Origin of the sequence: Nocardioides eburneus (genome assembly GCF_040838215.1) — a bacterium.
Lineage (GTDB): Bacteria > Actinomycetota > Actinomycetes > Propionibacteriales > Nocardioidaceae > Nocardioides > Nocardioides eburneus.
Genome location: NZ_JBFPJR010000033.1, coordinates 22,575 through 42,245, shown reverse-complemented (window position 1 = coordinate 42,245; position 19,671 = coordinate 22,575). Strand labels below are relative to the sequence as shown.

The 19,671-nt window shown below is 72.2% G+C and carries 21 protein-coding genes, 4 tRNA genes and 1 riboswitch; of the genes, 15 read left to right on the top strand and 10 right to left on the bottom strand.

Annotated elements, in window-relative coordinates:
* Positions 1-141 precede the first annotated feature (141 nt).
* The 3 genes from AB3X52_RS16055 (at position 142) to AB3X52_RS16045 (ending at position 2,938) form a co-directional block, all read left to right on the top strand.
* On the top strand, positions 142-957 hold the full coding sequence (locus tag AB3X52_RS16055) for a glycerophosphodiester phosphodiesterase family protein (protein WP_367995103.1): 816 nt from the start codon (positions 142-144) through the stop codon (positions 955-957).
* Entirely contained in the window at positions 954-2,333 is a 1,380-nt protein-coding gene (locus tag AB3X52_RS16050) for an MFS transporter (protein ID WP_367995102.1), read from the top strand. The genes AB3X52_RS16055 and AB3X52_RS16050 overlap by 4 nt, the downstream gene beginning before the upstream one ends.
* A 218-nt stretch (positions 2,334-2,551) precedes the next feature.
* Positions 2,552-2,938, top strand: a complete 387-nt coding sequence (locus AB3X52_RS16045; RefSeq protein WP_367995101.1) for an RNA polymerase-binding protein RbpA — start codon at positions 2,552-2,554, stop codon at positions 2,936-2,938.
* Positions 2,939-3,101: 163 nt separating this feature from the next.
* Here the strand turns inward: AB3X52_RS16045 and AB3X52_RS16040 are convergent, their stop codons facing one another.
* From AB3X52_RS16040 to kdd, 6 genes are all read right to left on the bottom strand, one after another.
* Positions 3,102-3,557 carry an FxsA family protein gene (locus AB3X52_RS16040; protein WP_367995100.1) on the bottom strand — a complete coding sequence of 152 codons (456 nt, stop codon included), beginning with the start codon at positions 3,555-3,557 and terminating at the stop codon, positions 3,102-3,104.
* Positions 3,558-3,596: 39 nt separating this feature from the next.
* Positions 3,597-4,367, bottom strand: coding sequence for a polyprenol monophosphomannose synthase (locus tag AB3X52_RS16035; RefSeq protein ID WP_437440567.1), 771 nt, complete (start codon positions 4,365-4,367; stop codon positions 3,597-3,599).
* A gap of 467 nt (positions 4,368-4,834) precedes the next feature.
* Positions 4,835-5,242, bottom strand: coding sequence for a 3-aminobutyryl-CoA ammonia lyase (kal, locus tag AB3X52_RS16030; RefSeq protein ID WP_367995099.1), 408 nt, complete (start codon positions 5,240-5,242; stop codon positions 4,835-4,837).
* Positions 5,239-5,994 (bottom strand): lysine 5,6-aminomutase subunit beta, encoded by a 756-nt coding sequence (kamE, locus tag AB3X52_RS16025; protein ID WP_367995098.1) that lies wholly within the window; start codon positions 5,992-5,994, stop codon positions 5,239-5,241. The genes kal and kamE overlap by 4 nt, the downstream gene beginning before the upstream one ends.
* Positions 5,991-7,589, bottom strand: a complete 1,599-nt coding sequence (gene kamD / locus AB3X52_RS16020) for a lysine 5,6-aminomutase subunit alpha (protein ID WP_367995097.1) — start codon at positions 7,587-7,589, stop codon at positions 5,991-5,993. The genes kamE and kamD overlap by 4 nt, the downstream gene beginning before the upstream one ends.
* Complete coding sequence (gene kdd / locus AB3X52_RS16015; protein WP_367995096.1) at positions 7,586-8,665, bottom strand: L-erythro-3,5-diaminohexanoate dehydrogenase; 1,080 nt, start codon at positions 8,663-8,665, stop codon at positions 7,586-7,588. Before kdd ends, kamD begins: the two co-directional genes overlap by 4 nt.
* Before the next feature lie 71 nt (positions 8,666-8,736).
* Here kdd and AB3X52_RS16010 point away from each other — a divergent pair, with 71 nt between their 5' ends.
* A complete protein-coding gene (locus AB3X52_RS16010) occupies positions 8,737-10,149 on the top strand; it encodes a KamA family radical SAM protein (protein WP_367995095.1) in 1,413 nt (470 codons plus the stop codon).
* A gap of 22 nt (positions 10,150-10,171) precedes the next feature.
* On the opposite strand, the gene AB3X52_RS16005 is transcribed toward AB3X52_RS16010, so the two are convergent.
* Positions 10,172-10,966 carry a sulfite exporter TauE/SafE family protein gene (locus AB3X52_RS16005; RefSeq protein WP_367995094.1) on the bottom strand — a complete coding sequence of 265 codons (795 nt, stop codon included), beginning with the start codon at positions 10,964-10,966 and terminating at the stop codon, positions 10,172-10,174.
* On the bottom strand, positions 10,963-11,421 hold the full coding sequence (locus AB3X52_RS16000) for an Lrp/AsnC family transcriptional regulator (RefSeq protein WP_437440566.1): 459 nt from the start codon (positions 11,419-11,421) through the stop codon (positions 10,963-10,965). Before AB3X52_RS16000 ends, AB3X52_RS16005 begins: the two co-directional genes overlap by 4 nt.
* Before the next feature lie 122 nt (positions 11,422-11,543).
* On the opposite strand from AB3X52_RS16000, the gene AB3X52_RS15995 reads away from it, so the two are divergent.
* Together AB3X52_RS15995 and AB3X52_RS15990 are read left to right on the top strand one after the other, a co-directional pair.
* Positions 11,544-12,449 carry a 5'-3' exonuclease gene (locus tag AB3X52_RS15995; RefSeq protein WP_367995104.1) on the top strand — a complete coding sequence of 302 codons (906 nt, stop codon included), beginning with the start codon at positions 11,544-11,546 and terminating at the stop codon, positions 12,447-12,449.
* A gap of 161 nt (positions 12,450-12,610) precedes the next feature.
* A complete protein-coding gene (locus AB3X52_RS15990; protein WP_367995093.1) occupies positions 12,611-13,051 on the top strand; it encodes an SsgA family sporulation/cell division regulator in 441 nt (146 codons plus the stop codon).
* On the opposite strand, the gene AB3X52_RS15985 is transcribed toward AB3X52_RS15990, so the two are convergent.
* Both AB3X52_RS15985 and AB3X52_RS15980 read right to left on the bottom strand, forming a co-directional pair.
* The gene (locus tag AB3X52_RS15985; protein WP_367995092.1) at positions 13,037-13,855 is read right to left on the bottom strand and encodes an aminotransferase class IV; all 819 of its coding nucleotides are present in this window, start codon (positions 13,853-13,855) and stop codon (positions 13,037-13,039) included. The two genes, AB3X52_RS15990 and AB3X52_RS15985, sit on opposite strands and share 15 nt — an antisense overlap.
* Before the next feature lie 20 nt (positions 13,856-13,875).
* Positions 13,876-14,100 carry a DUF1918 domain-containing protein gene (locus tag AB3X52_RS15980; protein ID WP_367995091.1) on the bottom strand — a complete coding sequence of 75 codons (225 nt, stop codon included), beginning with the start codon at positions 14,098-14,100 and terminating at the stop codon, positions 13,876-13,878.
* 215 nt (positions 14,101-14,315) lie between these two features.
* Here AB3X52_RS15980 and AB3X52_RS15975 point away from each other — a divergent pair.
* The 9 genes from AB3X52_RS15975 (at position 14,316) to bluB (ending at position 19,648) form a co-directional block, all read left to right on the top strand.
* A tRNA-Gly gene (locus AB3X52_RS15975) sits at positions 14,316-14,388 on the top strand.
* 33 nt (positions 14,389-14,421) lie between these two features.
* A tRNA-Cys gene (locus tag AB3X52_RS15970) sits at positions 14,422-14,492 on the top strand.
* A gap of 33 nt (positions 14,493-14,525) precedes the next feature.
* Positions 14,526-14,597: transfer RNA gene (locus AB3X52_RS15965), tRNA-Val, on the top strand.
* A gap of 38 nt (positions 14,598-14,635) precedes the next feature.
* Positions 14,636-14,709: transfer RNA gene (locus AB3X52_RS15960), tRNA-Gly, on the top strand.
* 180 nt (positions 14,710-14,889) lie between these two features.
* A riboswitch (cobalamin riboswitch) is annotated at positions 14,890-15,093 on the top strand.
* Between the two features lie 53 nt (positions 15,094-15,146).
* Positions 15,147-16,007, top strand: coding sequence for a ferredoxin-like domain-containing protein (locus AB3X52_RS15955; RefSeq protein ID WP_367995090.1), 861 nt, complete (start codon positions 15,147-15,149; stop codon positions 16,005-16,007).
* On the top strand, positions 16,004-16,684 hold the full coding sequence (locus tag AB3X52_RS15950; protein ID WP_367995089.1) for a precorrin-8X methylmutase: 681 nt from the start codon (positions 16,004-16,006) through the stop codon (positions 16,682-16,684). The genes AB3X52_RS15955 and AB3X52_RS15950 overlap by 4 nt, the downstream gene beginning before the upstream one ends.
* The gene (locus tag AB3X52_RS15945; protein ID WP_367995088.1) at positions 16,681-18,240 is read left to right on the top strand and encodes a precorrin-2 C(20)-methyltransferase; all 1,560 of its coding nucleotides are present in this window, start codon (positions 16,681-16,683) and stop codon (positions 18,238-18,240) included. Before AB3X52_RS15950 ends, AB3X52_RS15945 begins: the two co-directional genes overlap by 4 nt.
* Positions 18,237-19,028: a cobalt-precorrin-4/precorrin-4 C(11)-methyltransferase gene (locus AB3X52_RS15940; protein ID WP_367995087.1), complete on the top strand. Its 792-nt coding sequence runs from the start codon at positions 18,237-18,239 to the stop codon at positions 19,026-19,028. Before AB3X52_RS15945 ends, AB3X52_RS15940 begins: the two co-directional genes overlap by 4 nt.
* Positions 19,028-19,648, top strand: coding sequence for a 5,6-dimethylbenzimidazole synthase (gene bluB, locus AB3X52_RS15935; RefSeq protein WP_367995086.1), 621 nt, complete (start codon positions 19,028-19,030; stop codon positions 19,646-19,648). Before AB3X52_RS15940 ends, bluB begins: the two co-directional genes overlap by 1 nt.
* Positions 19,649-19,671 lie beyond the last annotated feature (23 nt).

The following is a 19,671-nucleotide window of genomic DNA, read 5'->3' as shown; positions in this document are numbered from 1 at the left end:
GTGGAGGAGGTCCTCGCGCGCGCCTTCTCGCGCCGACTCGACAGGTCGCAGGAGCGCGAGTCGGCGTCCATGGACGCCGACTCGGCGGACCGGGCGTGCGCGGCGATGACGGTCGACGGTGAGAAGGGATACTGACCCATCGTGAGGAAGACCAACAGCGCCGCCGGGGCTCACCCGGCCGTGCGGGCCTATGCCCACCGCGGTGGCTCCTACCACCCCGAGATCGAGGGGATGGAGAACACGCTCGCCGCGTTCGAGCACGCGGTGGCGCTGGGCTACCGCCACCTCGAGACGGACGCCCATGTCACCCGCGACGGCGTGCTCCTGGCCTTCCACGACGCCGTCCTCGACCGGGTCACCGACCGGCGTGGGGCCATCGCCGACCTCACCTACGACGAGGTTCGGGCCGCCCGGGTCGCCGGAAGCCACGAGGTGCCGCGTCTCGCGGACCTGTTCGCGGCCTTTCCCGATGTCGAGTTCAACGTCGACCTGAAGTCCGACGGCGCCGTCGACGCGCTCGCCGAGTTCCTCGAGGCGACCGGTCAGGAGGACCGGGTGATCGTCGGGTCCTTCTCCCCCGCCCGCCTGCGGCGGTTCCGGGAGGTCACCCGCGGACGGGTGCGGACCTCCGCCCACCCGCTCGAGGTGGTGGCCTACCTCGCCCTGCCCAGCGGTCGGCTCGCCGACCTGGTCACCCGCGGCCGGGTCAGCGCGCTCCAGATCCCGCACCGCCGCGGTCTCGGTCCGCTGCGCCTGACCGTGGCCCGCCGCAGCCTCGTCCGGAAGGCCCATGCCGCCGGCAAGGAGGTCCACGTCTGGACCATCGACGACCCGGCCGAGATGGCCGAGCTCCTCGACCGCGGCGTGGACGGGTTGATGACCGACCGCACGGACGTCCTCAAGGACCTGCTCCTCGCGCGCGGGCAGTGGCACGGACGGAACGGTTCCGCCGCGTGACGACGGCGACCGGGATCGGCGACTTCCGTCCGGTGCAGCGCCGGAACGAGCAGCGTGCGTGGAACTGGTACGACTGGGCGAACTCGGCGTTCTACACCACCGTCCTGACCGTTCTCTTCGGCCCGTTCATGATCACCGTCGCGGGACGAGCGGCCGGGTGTGGTGACTCCCCCGACGACACCTGCGCGAAGACGGTCAGCGTGCTCGGCCTCCATCTCGCGGCGGGGTCGCTGCCGTCGTACCTCACCTCCTTCGCGACCATCGCCAGCGCCTTCGTCCTGCCGGTGGTGGGGGCGCTCGTCGACCGGTCCTCGCACAAGAAGTGGCACCTGGCTTGGTTCGCCTGGGCCGGGGCGTTCTTCTGCGCGCTGCTCTTCTTCCTGCAGGGTGACCACTGGCAGCTCGGCGCGGTGGCGGTCGTGGTGAGCAGTGTGCTGGGTGGGTGCTCGCTGGTGAGCTACTACGCCATCCTCGTCGACATCTCGACCGAGGAGGAGCGTGACGCGGCGTCCGCGCGCGGCTGGGCGTTCGGCTATCTCGGCGGCGGGATCCTGCTGCTGGTCAACCTGGTGATGGTCCAGGGCCACAGCGCCCTGGGCCTCGACAAGGAGCTCGCCGTCCGGCTGTCCCTGCTCAGCGCCGCCGTGTGGTGGGCGGTGTTCACGGTCATCCCCGTGCGGCGACTGCGCGACCGGCCCGCGCTCGGCGTCGTCCCGGAGTCGGGCGGCCTGGTGCAGCGGTCCTTCGGCCAGCTGTGGACGACGCTCACGGAGATGCGCGCCTTCCCGATGACGCTGACGTTCCTGATCGCCTACCTGTTCTACAACGACGGCATCCAGACGGTGATCTACAGCGCGTCGATCTACGGCTCCAAACAGCTGCACTTCGGCGACAGCGTGCTCATCGCGGCGATCCTGATGATCCAGTTCGTCGCGTTCGGCGGTGCGCTCTTCTTCGGCCGGATGGCGCAGCGGTACGGCGCCTACCGCTGTCTCCTCTACGGCACGTTCGGGTGGATGGTCATCGTGGTCGCCGCGATGTTCCTGCCCGAGCGCAACATCGTGCTGTTTCTGGTCGCCGGTGTCGCGATCGCGCTCGTCATGGGCGGCACCCAGGCGCTGTCCCGCTCGTTCTTCAGCCTGCTCATCCCGCGTGGGCGCGAGGGTGAGTACTTCGCGCTCTACAACGCCGCCGAGCGTGGGACGTCCTGGTTCGGCACCCTGCTGTTCGGGCTGGTCTTCCAGCTCAGCGGCTCCTACCGGCCGGCGATCGTCTCGCTCATCGTCTTCTTCGTGCTCGGCGCCGTCTTCCTGCTCCGGCTCGACCCGCATCGAGGGGTAGCCGAGGCCGGCAACCGGGTACCCAGGGTGCTGTGACTGTGCCACGCTGGCACGACAGGCGAGCGAGACAGGGGGCGGCGAGACAGCGAGCGTCGACGTGGGTCAGGCCACGACAGTTTGTCGACAATTCCCGGAATCATGTCGATCTCGGTACCGTTGAAGACTTCGAGGGGTTCGGTACTCCGGCGTCATAAGTCGCGTCCCGGGCCGTCTCGTCCATGACAACCGGGGGAACAGCACTCAGGAGGTGCCCGATGGCTGAGCGCACACTGCGCGGAGCACGACTGGGCGGACAGAGCTTCGAGGACGAGCGCGGGATCGAGTTCGCCGCTCGCCAGCAGGTGGGCTACCGCTGTCCGCAGGGCCACGAGTTCGAGATCACGATGTCCGACGAGGCCGAGGTGCCCGCGGTCTGGGAGTGCCCGCGCTGCGGCGCGGAGGCGCTCAACACCTCCGGCGCCCAGCCCGAGGCCAAGGTGGAGAAGCCGGCGCGCACCCACTGGGACATGCTCCTCGAGCGTCGCTCCGAGAAGGAGCTCGAGGACATCCTCAAGGAGCGCCTCGAGCTGCTCCGCGGCGGCGAGATCGGCCCCGCGCACCTGCACCGCAAGACCGGCAAGCGGAGCAAGGCCACGGCCTGACGGCCGGCTGGCGTCGTACGACGGCGGTGGACTCCCGCGGGAGCCCACCGCCGTTCGTTGTCTCTGCCGCGCGCGACTGAGGGCCGACCCGCCAGAACGCGCAACTCGACCCGTCAGAACGCGCAACTCGACCCGCCAGAACGCGCAACTCGACGGGGTGGCGTCAGCGGTCGACGACCTCGCCCTGGATGACGTCACCGCGCCCCCGGCGGTCATAGCCGCGGGAGAATGTGGCGCTGGTCAGCCGTCGTTCCACGAGCGTGGCGAGCAGGCGCCGGAAGAACGGCCGGGTCAGCGGCAGGATCAGGAGCACGCCGAAGACGTCGGTCACGAAGCCCGGGCTCAGCATCAGCGCGCCCCCGAGCAGCACGAGCGCGCCGTCGGCCACCTCTCGATGCGGCATCCGCCCGGAGGAAAGTGCAACGCGGAGCGCCTCCCACGCGCGGGCGCCCTCGCGCTTGATCAGCCAGCTGCCGAAGATCGAGTCGGCGATGAGCAGCAGGATCGTCAACGGCGCGCCGATGACCTTCCCGACCTGGATCAGGACATAGATCTCCGCGATCGGAACGACGAGGAAGGCGACCAGGAGGATCCAGGTCAGGCGTCGGCGGTGCTTCACACCCCGATCATCCCACCCGGCACCAACCACGGGTCCGGGTCATCGACCGATCCGTCGGCGCAGCTGGTGGCGGCGCTCCCGCAGGCCCCAGCGCGTCACGAGCCGCATCGACTCGGCCGCGACCGCGCCGCTCATCTTGGAGTCGCCCCGGACCCGCTCGACGAACTGGATCGGGACCTCGGCCACCGTGAGCCCGGCCCGGAGCGTGCGGGTCACGAGGTCGGTCTGGAAGACGTAGCCCGTGGACTCCACCGAGTCGAGGTCGATCTTCTCGAGCGTCTCCCGGCGGAACAGGCGGTATCCGGCGGTCGCGTCGCGCACCCGGATCCCGAGAAGCAGCCGGACGTAGAGGTTGCCGCCCCGCGAGAGCGCCTGCCGGCGGAGCGGCCAGTTGACCACCGAGCCGCCGGGCACCCACCGCGAGCCGATCACGAGGTCGGCGTCGTGCAGCGCCGCGAGCAGCCGGTCGAGCTCCTCGGGCTGGTGGGACCCGTCGGCGTCCATCTCGCCGACGACGTCGTACCCCCGGTTGAGCGCCCACCGGAAGCCGTGGAGATAGGCCGCCCCGAGGCCGGCCTTCTCCGTCCGGTGGATCACGTGGACGTGGTCGTCCGCCGCGGCGAGGTCGTCGGCGATGGCGCCGGTGCCGTCCGGTGAGCCGTCGTCGACGACCAGGACGTCGAGGGCGGGCTGGGCCCTTCGGAGCCGGTCGACGATCCAGGCCAGGTTGGCGGCCTCGTTGTAGGTCGGGACCACCATGACGACCCGTCCCAGGTCACGGTCCGGCGCGTCGGCGGAAGGGTTCGTCACGTGGCTGGCCTCGCTCAGATCGGTGGGATGGGTCCCGAACGGTGGTGACCGGATCTGACGGACAGCGTAGACGGCGAGGCCCTCGGGCAGAGCCGTGGGAGGGTGGTCGACCGGGCTTCGGGCCGATCCGCGACCTCGGCTGGCGGCCGGGGCACGATCGTTGTCTAAAGCTCGTCGACGCCCTCCCACGGTGCCCTCGCGGGGCGGACCGGCGTCCGTGAGCCACGTGGGACAGGTGTCTGGTGTGACATCCTCCGACCCGGCCGCTCGGACGGCGGTCCACCGGTCGCGACTCTGCCTGGGCGGACCGACACAGGTTGTCTGCTCGACACGTGAGCCGTCAACCATCCCGTGACCAGCGGAAACGCCCGTTTACGCAGGTCAGCGAGGCACTTGCCGGCACGAAAATTCTTGGGAAATCACCAGATTCTCGGCGTGTCGCCGCGACACGCCGAGCCAGAGCGCTCTCATCGAGGCGGCGCCGACGGGACGACGACCGTTCCGCGCGCGCTGGTCGCCAGCAGCGGCGGATCGAGCACCGTGGCCGCGCCGGGCCGGTCCGGGGTCGGGGCGCCGCGGGCGACGACGTACGCGCGGAACTCGACGAGGCGCGACCGCGTGCCCGCCCGCACCAGTCGCGCGGTGACCTCAAGGACGTCCCCGGCGCGGACCGGCGCGAGGAACTGCACGTCGTCGTACGACGCGAAGAGCCCCTCGTCCCCGTCGGTCCGGATGCAGAGCTCGGTCGCGACGTCGCCGAAGAGCGCCAGGCTGTAGGCGCCGTCGACGAGGCTGCCGGCGTAGTGCGCGTGTGCGTACGGCACGTACCGGCGGTGGACGACCGTGGTGCCGATGTCGGGGCGGGCGGTGGTCATGCCGCCTCCTTCCGGACGATGCGATGGACGAGGTAGGACGCCACCTCGCCCGGAGTGGTGCCGCGGCCGAAGATCCGGTCGACTCCGAGGTCGCGGGCCATCGACTCGTCGAACCGCGGACCGCCGACGACCAGCAGCGGCCGGCGGTCGCGTGGATAGGCCTCGCGGAACGCCGCCGACATCTCGCGGGTGTTGTGGAGGTGGGCGTCGCGCTGGGTGACCACCTGCGAGACGAGCACCGCATCGGCATGGTGGTCGCGGGCCGCCGCGACGAGCGCCGGGACGGTGACCTGGGCACCCAGGTTCACGACCTGGAGCTCGTGGTAGTACTCCAGCCCCTTCTCCCCCGCGAACCCCTTGATGTTCAAGATCGCGTCGATGCCGACGGTGTGGGCATCGGTGCCGATGCAGCCGCCGACCACGACCAGCGGTCGGTGGAGGGTCTGCTTCACGGCCGCATTGACCTCCTGGGGGCTCAGCAGCGGGAAGTCGCGTTCGACCACCTGGACCAAGGAGGTGTCGACGAGGTGGGTGACCCGGCCGTAGACGACGAAGAAGGTGAAGCCGCTCCGCCCGTCGCGCGCGTCGGCGATCGGCCTGCTGTGGACGACCATCGCCGGGTCCAGGCCCATCTTCTTCGCCAGCTGCAGTGCGGCGCCGTCGGCGATCTTGTCGTGGGCGATCGGGAGCGTGAACGACAGCTGCACCATGCCGTCGCCGGTGGTGTCACCGTAGGGCCGGATGATCGTCACTGCTCCTCCTCCAGGAGATCGGTCGCCGGGTTGACGTACGCCGCCGACTTCTCGGCCACGCCCTCGAGGCCCTTGCCGCCGTCGGCGGGCCGCTTCATGAGGCCGAACGTGCCGTCGGCGATGGCGTCGAGCAGGCCCGCGCCATGGCTCGCGCCCGGCTCCGCAGCGATGCGCGTCAGCAGGTCGATCGACTCCCCCAGCACCTGTCGGGCGCGGGTCGCGATGACGCCGTCCGCCGAGGGATGGAAGTCCTCCCGCAGACGGCCGGCGGCATCGAGGACGTAGCGGACGTTCCGCAGGGCGAGGTCGCGGTCGGAGAGCCACGGCGTCACGACCGCCTCGGTCATCATGCCGACCAGCAGGATGCCCTGGCCGGTGAGCGCACCAGCGAGGTTGAAGAAGCCGTCGAGGAGATAGCCGCGGAAGACGTCGCCGGTCATGTGCCGGGTCGGTGGCATCCACTTCAGGGGCGCATCCGGGAAGAGCTCGCGCGCGAGCAGCGCGTGGGCGAGCTCGAGGCGGAACGAGTCCGGGATGTCGGGGTCGATCTCGAACGCGTGGCCGAGCCCGAGCTGCCAGTCCTCGAGCCCGGCCTCCTTCGCGAAGAACTCGTTGAGCAGCTGGCTGGTGGTGACGGTGTGGGCCGCCTCGACCGCGTCGGCGGTGGTGAGGTAGTTGTCCTCTCCGGTGTTGATGATGATCCCCGCCCGCGCGTGGATCTGTCGGCTGAAGCGCTGGTCGACGAACGTCCGGATCGGGTTGATGTCGCGGAAGAGGATCCCGTACATCGAGTCGTTCAGCATCATGTCGAGCCGTTCGAGGCCGGCCAACGCGGCGATCTCGGGCATGCAGAGCCCGGAGGCATAGTTCGTCAGCCGGACATAGCGGCCGAGCTCGCGCGACGTCTCGTCGAGCGCCGCGCGCATCAGCCGGAAGTTCTCCTGCGTCGCATACGTCCCCGCGAAGCCCTCCCGGGTCGCGCCCTCGGGCACGTAGTCGAGCAGACTCTGCCCCGTGCTCCGGATGACCGCGATGACGTCCGCACCGGCGCGGGCGGCCGCCTGGGCCTGCGGGATGTCCTCGTAGATGTCGCCCGTGGCGACGATGAGGTAGATCCAGGGAGTGCGCGGAGCGTCGCCGATCTCGGCAACCATCCGTTCACGCGTACGCCGGCGGGCGTCGATCGTGGCGATGCCCCGGGCGACGGCGGCCCGTGCCGCGCGGCCGGCCTCCTCGGCGGCTCGTCCCTCCGGCACGCGGAAGCGGACCGACCCTGCGGCGGCCTTCTCGGCCAGCGTCGCGAGGTCGTCGGCCTCGCCGCGCACCAGCGCGTCCCAGACGGGCAGGCTGACGCCGTGGGCGAGCCCGCCGTCGGCGGCAAGGCCCGACCGCACCTCGTCGACGAGGTGGTTGACCCAGGGGGTGCCGTCGGGGTCGGCGCCGCCGAGCCCGGCGAGCCGCAGGGTCGCCCGCTCGACGGCGACGGTGGTGTGGCGGCGGGCCAGGTCCACGATCGGCGCGCCCACCCGGGCGGCCAGCTCGCGGGCCGTGGCGACCGAGGTCGGGTCGAGGCCGAGCCGGGTCTCGATGCTCATCCGAGCCTTCTCTCGAGCAGACGGCGCACGCTGTCGTGGCGGCGCACCAGGTCGAGGGCGTAGGCGGCATGACCGGGCACGTAGCCGTTGCCGACCAGCATCGTCACGTCGGCGGCCAGTCCCTCCGCGCCGAGGGCGGCGGCGGAGAAGCTCGTGGCCATGGAGAAGAAGACGACCGTCCCGCAGTCGGCGGTGGCGAGGATCGCACCGCCCTCGCAGCCGGGCACGTCGACGCAGACCACCGTCACGTCGGCCGGACCGCCCGCCTTCTCCACCGCGTCGCGGAGAGCGACCTGGTCGCGCGCGTCGGCGACCACGACGGCGTCGGCCAACCCTTCCGCCAAACCGCCCTCGCGCAGGAGCCCCGCCTCCGCCTGCGTCGGGACGACCCCGATCAGGTGGCGTGCCCCCGCGTCGCGCGCGGCGGCCAGGGACAACGAGCCGGACTTGCCGCCCGCGCCGACCACGGCGACCACGCCCCCGGCGTACCTCTCCTCGGTGACCCGGCGGGTGAGGGCCGGAGCACCGCAGACGTCGAGGACCGCGAGGCTGAGTGGGGTCGGGAGGTCCTCGGGGAGCACGGCGGCGATCGACCGGCCGAAGAGGATCGCGTAGCCGTCCGTCGGCACCTGCTCGGAGCGAGCGTCCCAGCGGGCGAGCCCGTCCTCGATGACGAGCGGCGTCAGCGTCAGGGAGACGAGGGTCGCGACCCGGTCCCCCACGCGGAGCCCGAGGCGCGAGGCGGGCCCGACCTCCTCGACCGTGCCGACGAGCATGCCGCCCGAGCCGGTCTCGGGGTTCTGCATCTTCCCGCGCGACGCGACGATGTCGACGACCTCGGCCCGCAGGGCGTCACGGTCGACGGTCCCGCCCGAGGCGTGCGCGCGTTCGAGCTGTCGGAACGACGCGGCGTCGAGGTTGAGCCGCTCGACCCGGATCCGGACCTCGTCCGGCCACAGCTCGGGGCGGGTGTCGAGCCGGCGCGCGGCCTGCGGCAGCGGGACGGCTCCGTCCCTGGGAGCGTCGAGCACCCGGTGGAGGCCGGTCGGATCGCTGGGCGTGGTCTGAGGGGCCATGAGGCCAGCGTGCCACAGAATTTCCGGCGCGGTGGTCGACGGGCCGGAGAATCTGTGCCTACGCTGGCAATATGACGGCAACCATCGAGACTGCGCTGGCAGGGTCCTCGGCGACTGCGGCGGCCGCGCGCCGGCAGCCCTACGTCTATCGCCGTGAGCCGCTCGTCGAGCCGGACTGGCGGCGGTTCCCCGGCTGGGCGGACGTCACCGCCGAGCAGTGGGCCGACGTCCAGTGGCAGCGCAGCCACTGTGTCAAGAACGTCCGTCAGCTGCGGGCCCTCATGGGTGACCTGCTCGCGGAGTCGTTCTACGCCGACCTCGAGCGCGACCAGGCCGAGCGCGCCACGATGTCGATGCTCGTGCCGCCGCAGATGATGAACACGATGGTCCCCGACGGTGCCTCAGCGGGATCCGCGTTCACCGACGCGTTCTACGCCGACCCGGTGCGGCGCTACATGATCCCCATCTTCAGCGACCGGCGGACGGACTGGCCGTCCCATCCGTACGCCGCCCGCGACTCGCTGCACGAGCACGACATGTGGGTCGCCGAGGGCCTCACCCACCGCTACCCCACCAAGGTGCTCGCCGAGCTCCTGCCCACCTGTCCGCAGTACTGCGGGCACTGCACCCGGATGGACCTGGTCGGCAACTCGACGACGACGGTCGACAAGCTGAAGTTCCTCGGCAAGCCGGTGGACCGGCACGAGGCGATGCTCGACTACCTGCGCCGTACGCCGCAGGTGCGCGACGTCGTGGTCTCCGGCGGCGACGTCGCCAACCTGCCGTGGCCGCGGCTCGAGGCGTTCCTGGCCAGCCTGCTCGAGATCGACAACATCCGTGACATCCGGCTCGCCACGAAGGCGCTGGTGGGGCTCCCCCAGCACTGGCTGCAGGACGAGGTCCGCGCAGGGATGGAGCGGGTGGCGCGCGTCGCACGCTCCCGTGGCGTCTCGGTCGCGATCCACACCCACGCCAATCACGCGCAGTCGATCACCCCGATCGTGGCGGACGCGTCCCGGGCGATGCTCGAGGCCGGCGTCCGCGACGTCCGGAACCAGGGCGTGCTCCTCGCCGGCGTCAACGCCGACAGCCATGCGCTGCTCGACCTCTGCTTCCGGCTGCTCGACGGGGCGCAGATCATGCCCTACTACTTCTACATGTGCGACATGATCCCGTTCGCGGAGCACTGGCGGGTCTCCGTGGCCGCGGCGCAGGCGATGCAGCACGACCTGATGGGCTATCTGCCCGGCTTCGCGACGCCGCGGATCGTCTGCGACGTGCCGTTCGTCGGCAAGCGCTGGGTCCACCAGCTCGCCGACTACGACCGCGTGCGCGGCATCTCGTCCTGGACCAAGAACTACCGCACCTCGATCGAGTCCGAGGACGACCAGGCGCTCACCCGGACCTACGCCTACTACGACCCGATCCACACGTTGCCCGAGGCCGGGCAGCAGTGGTGGCGGGAGCAGGCCTCGGCCGCCTGACGGGCGATCGCGTGCGCCGGTCTCAGGTGTAGGCGCCGATGCCGAGGTCGACGGCGAGGTAGAGGCCGGCGAGACCGATCACGATCCGCAGGACGGTGGGCGGTACGGCGCGGGCGATCGCGGGCCCGACGTATCCTCCTGCCACGCACCCCACGCCCAGGAGTACGGCGGGCAGCCAGTGCACCGGGCCGAAGATCGCGAAGCCGAGTGCTGCAACGGCGTTGGCGACCCCGAGCAGGACGTTCTTGAGCGCGTTGGCGCGCACGAGGTGCTCCCCGGTCGCGAGCGAGAGGAGGGCCAGCATCATGACGCCGGCTCCGGCGCCGAAGTAGCCGCCGTACGCGCCGACCGCGAACATCGCGACCCGGCCGGCCCACGGCGTCGGCGCGCCGGCCGGACGCTCGTGGTGCTCGCCGCGGAGCCGCCGTCGGCGTGCGTCGAGGGCCGCCTGCAGCCGGGGGCGCACGAGGATGAGGACGGCCGAGCCCGCGATCAGGAACGGCACGACCTTCTGGAACCCGCTCGACGGCGTGAGCAGCAGGAGTGCCGCCCCCGCGACGCCGCCGAGCAGCGTGATCGGGACGAGCTCGCGCAGCCGGTGCCGCTGCCCGCGCAGCTCGGGGCGCGATCCGGCGACCGAGCCGAGCGAGCTGCCGATGAGCCCGACGGTGTTGGTGACGTTCGCCGCGACCGGCGAGAGACCGGTGGCGAGCAGCGCCGGGTAGGAGGCCAGCGAGGCGAGGCCCGCCACGCTCCCGCAGATGCCTGCCCCGACGCCGGCGCCGAGCAGCCCGACGGCCTCCGTCGCGGAGGTCACCCCTCGGTGACCGGACGGTTCTCGTAGTAGGTCGACAGCGCGATCGTCGTCCGGGTCGAGACGTTGGCCGCCGATCGGATCTGCGCGAGCAGCTCCTCCAGCGCCGCGGGCGTCGCTGTCCGCACCTTGAGGATGTAGGAGTCGTCGCCGGCGACCGACCAGCAGCTCTCGATCTCGGTGAAGCCGCTGACCCGCTCCGGACAGTCGTCGGGCTGGGACGGGTCCATCGGCCGGATCGCCACGAAGGCGGTCAGCGGGAGGCCCAGCTCGGCGTGGTTGAGGGCGGCGCCGTACCCCTGGATCAAACCGCGCTGCTCGAGTCGCTTCACCCGCTGGTGCACGGCCGACGTCGAGAGTCCGGTGGCCTTCCCGAGATCGGTGTACGACATCCGGCCGTCGGCGGCCAACAGGTGCAGGATCTTGCGATCCGTCGCCTCGATCTCGGATGTGCTCACGCGGCGAACCTTAGCGACGGTGCCTGTTCTGGCGCCCCTGACTGTCTGCAGGGCAAGACGGCGCGAGGCGCGGTCGAGTGCGGCGTACGCCTATGCTGCCGGACGTGCCAGAACGCCGGCTGATGCTGCTCGACACCGCCTCCCTCTATTTCCGGGCCTACTTCGGCGTCCCGGACATCACGGCTCCCGACGGGACGCCCGTGAACGCCGTCCGCGGCCTGCTCGACTTCATCGCTCGGCTCGTCGACGGCTACTCCCCCAGCGACCTCGTGTGCTGCTGGGACAACGACTGGCGCCCGCAGTGGCGGGTCGACCTGGTGCCGTCCTACAAGGCGCACCGGGTCGAGGCCGTGACCGAGACCGGTCCGGACGTCGAGGAGGTGCCGGACCCGCTGCAGGTGCAGATCCCTGTCATCCGGGAGGTGCTCGCAGCCGCCGGTGTGCCGGTGATGGGCGCGGACGGCTACGAAGCGGACGACGTGATCGGCACGCTCGCCACCGGTGCCGGCATGCCCGTCGACGTGGTGACCGGCGACCGCGACCTCTTCCAGTTGGTCGACGACGCCGCCGGCGTGCGCGTGCTCTACACGTCCCGCGGGGTCGGCAACCACGAACGCGTCGACGACGCCTGGGTGCGGGCGAAGTACGGCGTCTCCGCGCGCCAGTACGCCGACTTCGCCACGATGCGTGGCGACACCTCGGACGGGCTCCCCGGCGTGAAGGGCGTCGGCGAGAAGACCGCCGCCAAGCTCCTCCAGGAGTACGGCGACCTGGCCGGTGTCACGGCCGCCGCACTCGATGCGACCAGCGGCCTGACCGCGGCCCTGCGCGCGAAGATCGTCGCGGCCACCGACTACCTCGCCGTGGCGCCGACCGTCGTCGCGGTCGCACGGGACCTTCCGCTCGACCGGTCCGGTGCCACCCTGCCGGACGGCCCGGCCGACCCGGCGCGGCTTGCCGAGCTGGCCGACCGGTTCAACCTCGCCTCGCCCGTCGCGCGCCTCACTGCCGCGATGGCCGGTCGCTAAACGGGCGTATCCCACCCCTCCGACGCCGCGTCGAGAGGGTCGCCCACGGGCGGCCGCGGGCGTGGCGTACGTCACGCCGACTTGTTGGGCGGACCGCGTCATGGGTACCGCGCGCGCACGTCTCCCTCGTGAGACCACCAGCAAGGAGCGCGATCCCGCCGATGACCCACCCGACCCGCCACCCGGCCCTCACCCACGACATCACCCTCTCCTGCGTCGACCCGTGGGGACGCACGGTCGACGTGCCGACCACCCTGGGCTACCGCCAGGAGGACCCCTACGCGGTCTCGCTCACGTTCCACTCCCACACCGGCGACGTCGAGTGGGTCGTCTCCCGCACGCTGCTGCTCCAGGGCCTCGCCGCGCCGGCCGGCGAGGGCGACGTCAAGGTCTACCCGAGCATCGACGAGCGGGCCCGCGCCGTCACGATCCTCGACTTCAGCTCCCCCGACGGCCGGCTGGTCGCCGAGGCCAGCTCCCGCGAGATCCAGGGCTTCCTCGCCAAGACCTTCGCCGCGGTCCCGGTCGGCACCGAGAGCCGCCACCTCGACCTCGACGGTCTCGTCGCCGCCCTACTCGGCTCCGGCTCAGGCGCCGAGTAGGTCCCGCTCCTCGCCCCGCCAGGCCTCCCGCACGGCCCGGGTCACGGGGCCGTGCGGGAGGCCGCGCTCGTTCCACCGGGTGACGGCCTGGACGTCGCGGAGGGTCGAGACGAGGAAGACCTCCTCGGCACGCTCCTCGACGATCGCCAGGGGCTCGTCGACCTCCCGGGCGCCATACCACTCCAGGACGAGGGCGCGGGTGATGCCGGCCAGGCAGCCGCTCGCCAACGTCGGAGTGCGCAGCTCGCCGTCGAGCACGTAGAAGATGTTGCTGCCCGTCCCCTCGCAGAGGTGACCCTGCGTGTTGGCGAGGACCGCCTCGGTCGCGCCGTGGCGCTTGGCCTCGGCCAGGGCGACGACGTTCTCGGCGTACGACGTGGTCTTGAGACCGGTGAGCGCGCCGCGCTCGTTGCGCACCCACGGCACGGTGACGATGGCCGTCTCCTCGGCGGCCGGTGCGACCTGGTCGGCCACGACGACGATGGTCGGCGCCGCGTCGCCACGGCCCGACCCCATCGGGCCCGGGCCGCCGGTGACGGTCACACGGAGCCGCCCCAGCGCCAGCGGCGCGGCCGCCAGGACCTCCTTGACGCCCTGGCGGCAGGTGGCCTCGTCGACCCCGACCAGACCGAGACCGCGCGCAGAGCGCTGCAGTCGGTCGAGGTGGCGGACGAGCGCGAACGGCTGCCCCTCCACGATCTTGATCGTCTCGAACACGCCGTCGCCGACGGTCAGGCCGTGGTCGGTCACCGGCAGGGCCGGCGAGGAGGGGTCGATGAGATGGCCGTCGATCCAGGCGTGCATGCGTCGACTCTAGTGCGGCGCTAGGACGTGGCTCCTGGCTGGCCGTCGGCGCCCGCGTGCTGCACGAACGCGTCGGTCCCCGGGAAGAACAGCCCCTCGTGGCCGTCGCTCCAGTGGACGACGTACGGCGGACTGCCGTCCTCGTGGCGCACCTCGACGATCTCCCCGACGCGGTCGGCGTCGCCGACGTGGGTGCCACGGACCACGATCCGGTCGCCGGGTCGTGCCATCGGCGTCGTTGTCATCGGCATCTCCCTTCGTGTGCTGTCCCGAGGTTCTCGTTCCCCTCCAGCACACACCCGGGACCGGTCGGCCACAAGGGGTGACGGCCCCCGAACCCACTCGGCCGCCCATACCCGGTCGAATGACACGCGAGTGACCCCCGATTTGGCGCCGGATGGCGGCTCGGCTACTGTTCTCTGCGTCGCCACGGCCCGGGAAACCGGAGCCGGGGAGTCAAGCGGACGTAGCTCAGTTGGTAGAGCGCAACCTTGCCAAGGTTGAGGTCGCGAGTTCGAGCCTCGTCGTCCGCTCGGAGAGGTCTCCACCGAACGTTAGGCCTCAGCGGTGGGTTGGCCGAGAGGCGAGGCAACGGACTGCAAATCCGTGTACACGGGTTCAAATCCCGTACCCACCTCGAGTTCCACACAACTCAACATGCATCACCCACGGGCGATTGGCGCAGCGGTAGCGCGCTTCCTTGACACGGAAGAGGTCACTGGTTCAAACCCAGTATCGCCCACTGGATCCGGCCCCCGGTTCGCTCGGGGGCCGTTCCATGCGGATGTAGCTCAGTTGGCTAGAGCGCAACCTTGCCAAGGTTGAGGTCGCGAGTTCGAGCCTCGTCATCCGCTCCGACCGAAGGCCGCCCGTCCGGGCGGCCTTCTGGCATTTCCTGCCCGGTGCGGTCGGTCCCGGGTATCTCTCCGGGGCCGTCTCTGAGTCCGTCTCTGAGTCCGTCTCTGAGTCCGTCTCTGGGGACCGCGTCGCCGCGAGCCGCCTCCGGGCGTCGTCCATGGCGGCGCTGTCGCGGGTGTTATCGTGGCGCCGCCAGTCGCTCCCTGGGAGCAGAGGGAACCCGGTGGGACTCCGGGACTGACGCGCAGCGGTATGGGTGACGGGCGGGACATGTCGGGGCTCCGCGAGGGGCGCTGACGGCCACTGGGTCGACGACCTGGGAAGGCGTTCCGTGCCGGTCGATCCCGAGTCCGAAGACCTGCTGGCCCTTGCGGTGACCGCCGCGAGGTCATCCGCGGGCTTCGCGCACGGGCCCGGACCTCGAAGGAGATCCGTGACTGTCTCGGCACGTACCCGTCCGGACCGGTGCCCGGGGGTGCTGCGCCCGTGGCCCGCCGTGGACGGTGCGCTCATGCGGATCCGGCTCGTCGGCGGCCGGCTCACCGGGCGGGCGCTCTCCGGGCTGTCGGCGCTCGCGCAGGCGCACGGCGACGGCGGGCTCCACCTGACCGCGCGCGCCAACGTGCAGCTGCGTGCGATGCCGTACGTCGGCGCCCGGCCGCACGCGGACGTCGTGAGCCGGATCGAGGAGCTGGGCCTCCTCCCGTCGCGCACCCACGACCTGGTCCGCAACGTGATGGTCTCGCCGCAGACCGGGCTCAGCGGCGGCCGCGCGGACCTGCGTCCCGTGGCGTCGGCCCTCGACGAGGCGCTGTGCGCGGATCGCGCGCTGGCCGACCTGTCGGCGAAGTTCCTCTTCGTCCTCGACGACGGGCGGGGCGATCTCGCCGGCGTCCGCTGCGACCTCGGGTTGGTCGCGCTCGGCGGGGGCGAGGCGCAGCTGCGCGTCGGCGACGGCTGGGCCGGCGTCGTACCCCTGGACGAGGCGGTGGCGCGGCTTCTCGCGCTCGCCCATGCGTTCCGGGCGGCCCGCGGCGACGGGCCGACGGCCGCGTGGCATGTCGCCGAGCTCCCGCAGCCCGAACCGCTCGTCCCGGCACAGGAGCCGCGCCGGGAGGCGCTGGTGAGCACCGGTCCGCTGCCCTACGGCCGGGTCGGCGGTGGCCGTCACGTCGCCGCGCGGAGCGGGATCCTCTCCCCCGCGCTCGTGGCCGAGCTCGCGGCGGGACACGACGACGATGAGCTGGTGGTGACGCCCTGGCGTGGCGTCCTGATCCCCGAGGAGGAGCGATGACCAGGACCGTGGTCGGCGTTCTCGCGGCGCCGCGGCGCCGCTACGACTACGTGACGGACGGCGCCGAGATCTACCGGCGCTCGTTCGCGACGATCCGAGCCGAGTCGGCCCTCGGGCGCGTGCCCGCCGCGGCGGAGAAGCTGGCGGTGCGGATGATCCATGCCTGCGGACAGGTGGACCTCGTCGACGATCTCGTGGTCCATCCGGGGCTCGTCGACGCCGCGCGCACCGCGCTCGCCGGCGGGGCGCCGATCCTCTGCGACGCGCGCATGGTCGCGCACGGCGTCACGGCGGCGCGGCTGCCCGCCGGCAACGAGGTGCACTGCCTGCTCGGCGACGCGCGCGTGCCGGGCCTGGCGCAGGCGTGGGGCACGACGCGTACGGCGGCCGCCGTCTCGCTCTGGCAGCCGCTGCTCGACGGCGCGGTCGTCGCCATCGGCAACGCACCGACCGCGCTGTTCCACCTGCTCGAGCTGATCCTCGCCGGCGGACCACGGCCGGCAGCGGTCATCGGCTGCCCGGTCGGCTTCATCGGCGCCGCCGAGTCCAAGGAGGCGCTCGCGTCCTTCGCCGGCGACCACGGGATCGACCTCCCGTTCGTCACCGTGCGCGGACGCCGCGGCGGCTCGGCCATGGCCTCGGCCGCGGTCAATGCGCTGGCCCAGGAGGAGGAGTGACGACCCGGACCCTGGGCCGAGGGCGGTTCGCCGGCGTCGGCGTCGGCCCGGGCGACCCCGAACTCATGACCCTCAAGGCGGCCCGCCTCATCGGCAGCGCCGACGTCGTGGCCTTCCATGCCGGGGTCGGGAAGGAGTCGAACGCCCGCCGGATCGCGGCAGGGCTCATCCCCGAGACCGCGATCGAGGAGCAGCTGACCTACCCGGTCACGACCGGGACGACGGACCATCCGGGCGGCTATGCAGGCGCGCTCGCGGAGTTCTACGAGGAGTCGGCCGCCCGGCTGGCGGCCCACCTGGACGCCGGACGCGACGTCGTCCTCCTCGCGGAGGGGGACCCGCTCTTCTACGGCTCCTACATGTACATGCACGACCGACTCGCGGAGCGCTACGAGACCCAGATCGTCCCGGGGGTGCCGGCCTTCGCGTCGGCCGCGGCCGTGGCCGCCACTCCCCTCGTCCGGCAGACCGACGTCCTGACCGTCCTGCCGGGGACCCTGCCGGAGCCGGAGCTCGCGCGACGGCTGGCGGACACCGACGGGGCGATCATCATGAAGCTGGGGCGGACCTTCCCCGCCGTACGCCGGGCGCTGGAGCAGGCCGGCCGGCTCGAGCATGCGGTCTACGTCGAGCGGGCGTCGCTGCCGCAGGAGCGGTGGCTGCCCGTCGTCGAGGTGGACCCGGCGGACGTGCCGTACTTCTCCTTGGTCGTGGTTCCCGGCGACAGCCTCAACGGGCGCCGGTCGCGGCAGACGGAGGCGGAGGCCGCTCCTCGACCCGCCCGCGGTGTCGAGGCCTCCGGCGACACGCGTGCCGACAGTGTCGAGGCGGCCGAGCTCGCGGTCGTCGGGCTCGGCCCGGGCCCGGAGGAGTGGTTGACCCCGGAGGCGGCGGAGGTGCTCGCAGGTGTCGATCACGTGGTGGGCTACGCGCCGTACGTGCAGCGCGTGCCGCAGCGGGCCGGGCTGACCCGGCACGCCTCGGGCAACACCGTCGAGCTGGACCGGGCGCGGCTGGCGCTCGACCTGGCCCGCGCCGGCGACCGGGTCGCGGTGGTCTCCGGCGGTGACGCCGGGGTCTTCGGGATGGCGACCGCGGTCTTCGAGGCCGTCGAGCAGGGCGGGTACGACGACGTGCCGGTGCGCGTGGTCCCCGGCGTGAGCGCGGTCCAGGCCGTGGCGGCGCGAGCGGGCGCCCCGATCGGCGGCGACTTCGCCGTGGTGAGCCTCTCGGACCGGCTCAAGCCCTGGGAGGTCGTCGAGCGGCGGGTGCGTGCGGTCGCCGACGCGGACCTCGTCCTGGCGATCTACAACCCCGCGTCGCGGTCACGCACCGACCAGCTCGCATGGGCGCACAAGGTGCTGCTGGAGCACCGCTCACCCGACACCGTGGTCGTGGTCGGGCGTGACGTCGGCCGCGCCGAGGAGTCACTGACGGTGACGACCCTCGGGGACCTCGACGTCGAGTCGGTGGACATGAAGTGCCTGCTGATCGTCGGCGCCTCCGGCACCCGGGTCACGGGCGGTCGGGTGTGGACGCCGAGGTGGGTCCGATGAGCGCGGCCTCTGGCCCGATGCCCGTGTCCGCCGCCGGCGCCGTCGTTCACTTCGTCGGCGCCGGGCCGGGCGCCGCCGACCTGCTCACCGTCCGGGCGACCCGGATGCTGGCCGAGGCCGACGTGGTGCTCTACCCGGGCACCTACCTCGACCCGGCCGTCCTCGAGCACTGCAGCCCCGAGGCGGAGCTGGTGGATACGCAGGGGCTCGACCTCGACGCCATCACGGCGCGGCTCGTCGCCGCCCACGGCGCCGGCCACGCCGTCGTACGCCTGACGTCGGGGGATCCCTCGCTCTACTCCGCGCTCACGGAGCAGACCCGGCGGCTGGACGCGGCCGGGGTGCCGTGGGACGTGACGCCGGGCGTCCCGGCGTACGCCGCCGCGGCGGCCGTCGTCGGCCGGGAGCTGACCGTCCCCCTGGTGGCGCAGTCGGTCGTGCTTACCCGCACGCGTGCACGGTCGACGGCGATGCCGGACTCGGAGGAGCTGGCGGCGTACTCCGCCACGCGGGCCACGCTCGTGCTGCACCTCGCGATCACCCGGGTGCGGGCGCTCATGACGGAGGTCGCCGACGACTATGGCGCCGACTGCCCCGTGGTCGTGGTCCACCGCGCCAGCCAGCCTGAGGAGCTGGTCCTCACCGGGACGGTGGCCACGATCGCGGACCGCGTGGAGGCTGCCGGGTTGCGACAGGCGGCGGTGATCCTCGTCGGGTGGGCGCTGGCGCGGCAGGGTGGCGAGTCCTACCTGTACGACGCCGGGCGGCGCCGGACGGCGCGGCACTGATGGACCTCTATGAGGCCATCGGCCGGCGTCGGGACACGCGCGCGGAGTTCACCGGCGAGCCGGTCCCCGACGACGTGCTGGCACGAGTCCTCTCTGCGGCGCACGCCGCGCCGAGCGTCGGGATGTCGCAGCCGTGGGACTTCGTGCTCGTGCGGTCGCCCGAGACGCTGAGCGCCTTCCGGGCGCACGTCCTCGCCGAGCGCGAGGTGTTCGCCGCGTCGCTGGCGGGCGAGCGGGCCACGACCTTCTCGCGGATCAAGGTCGAGGGCATCTGCGAGGCCGGCCTGGGCGTCGTCGTGGGCTACGACCCCACCCGTGGCGGGTCGCAGATCCTCGGCCGGCACGCCATCGCCGATGCCGGGCTCTACTCCGTCTGCCTCGCGATCGAGAACCTTTGGCTGTCCGCGACGGCCGAGGGTCTCGGCGTGGGCTGGGTGAGCCTCTACCGCGAGGAGTTCCTGCGCGAGCTCGTCGGCCTGCCGGCCCATGTCCGCCCGGTCGCCTGGCTCTGCCTCGGCCCGGTCGCCGACCTGCCCGACGTCCCCGACCTGGAGCGGTACGGCTGGCGCTCGCGATCCCCGTTGGCGCCGTACGTACACCAGGAGCGGTACCGCCACTGAGGCCCGGACGCGTGCGCGGGCCG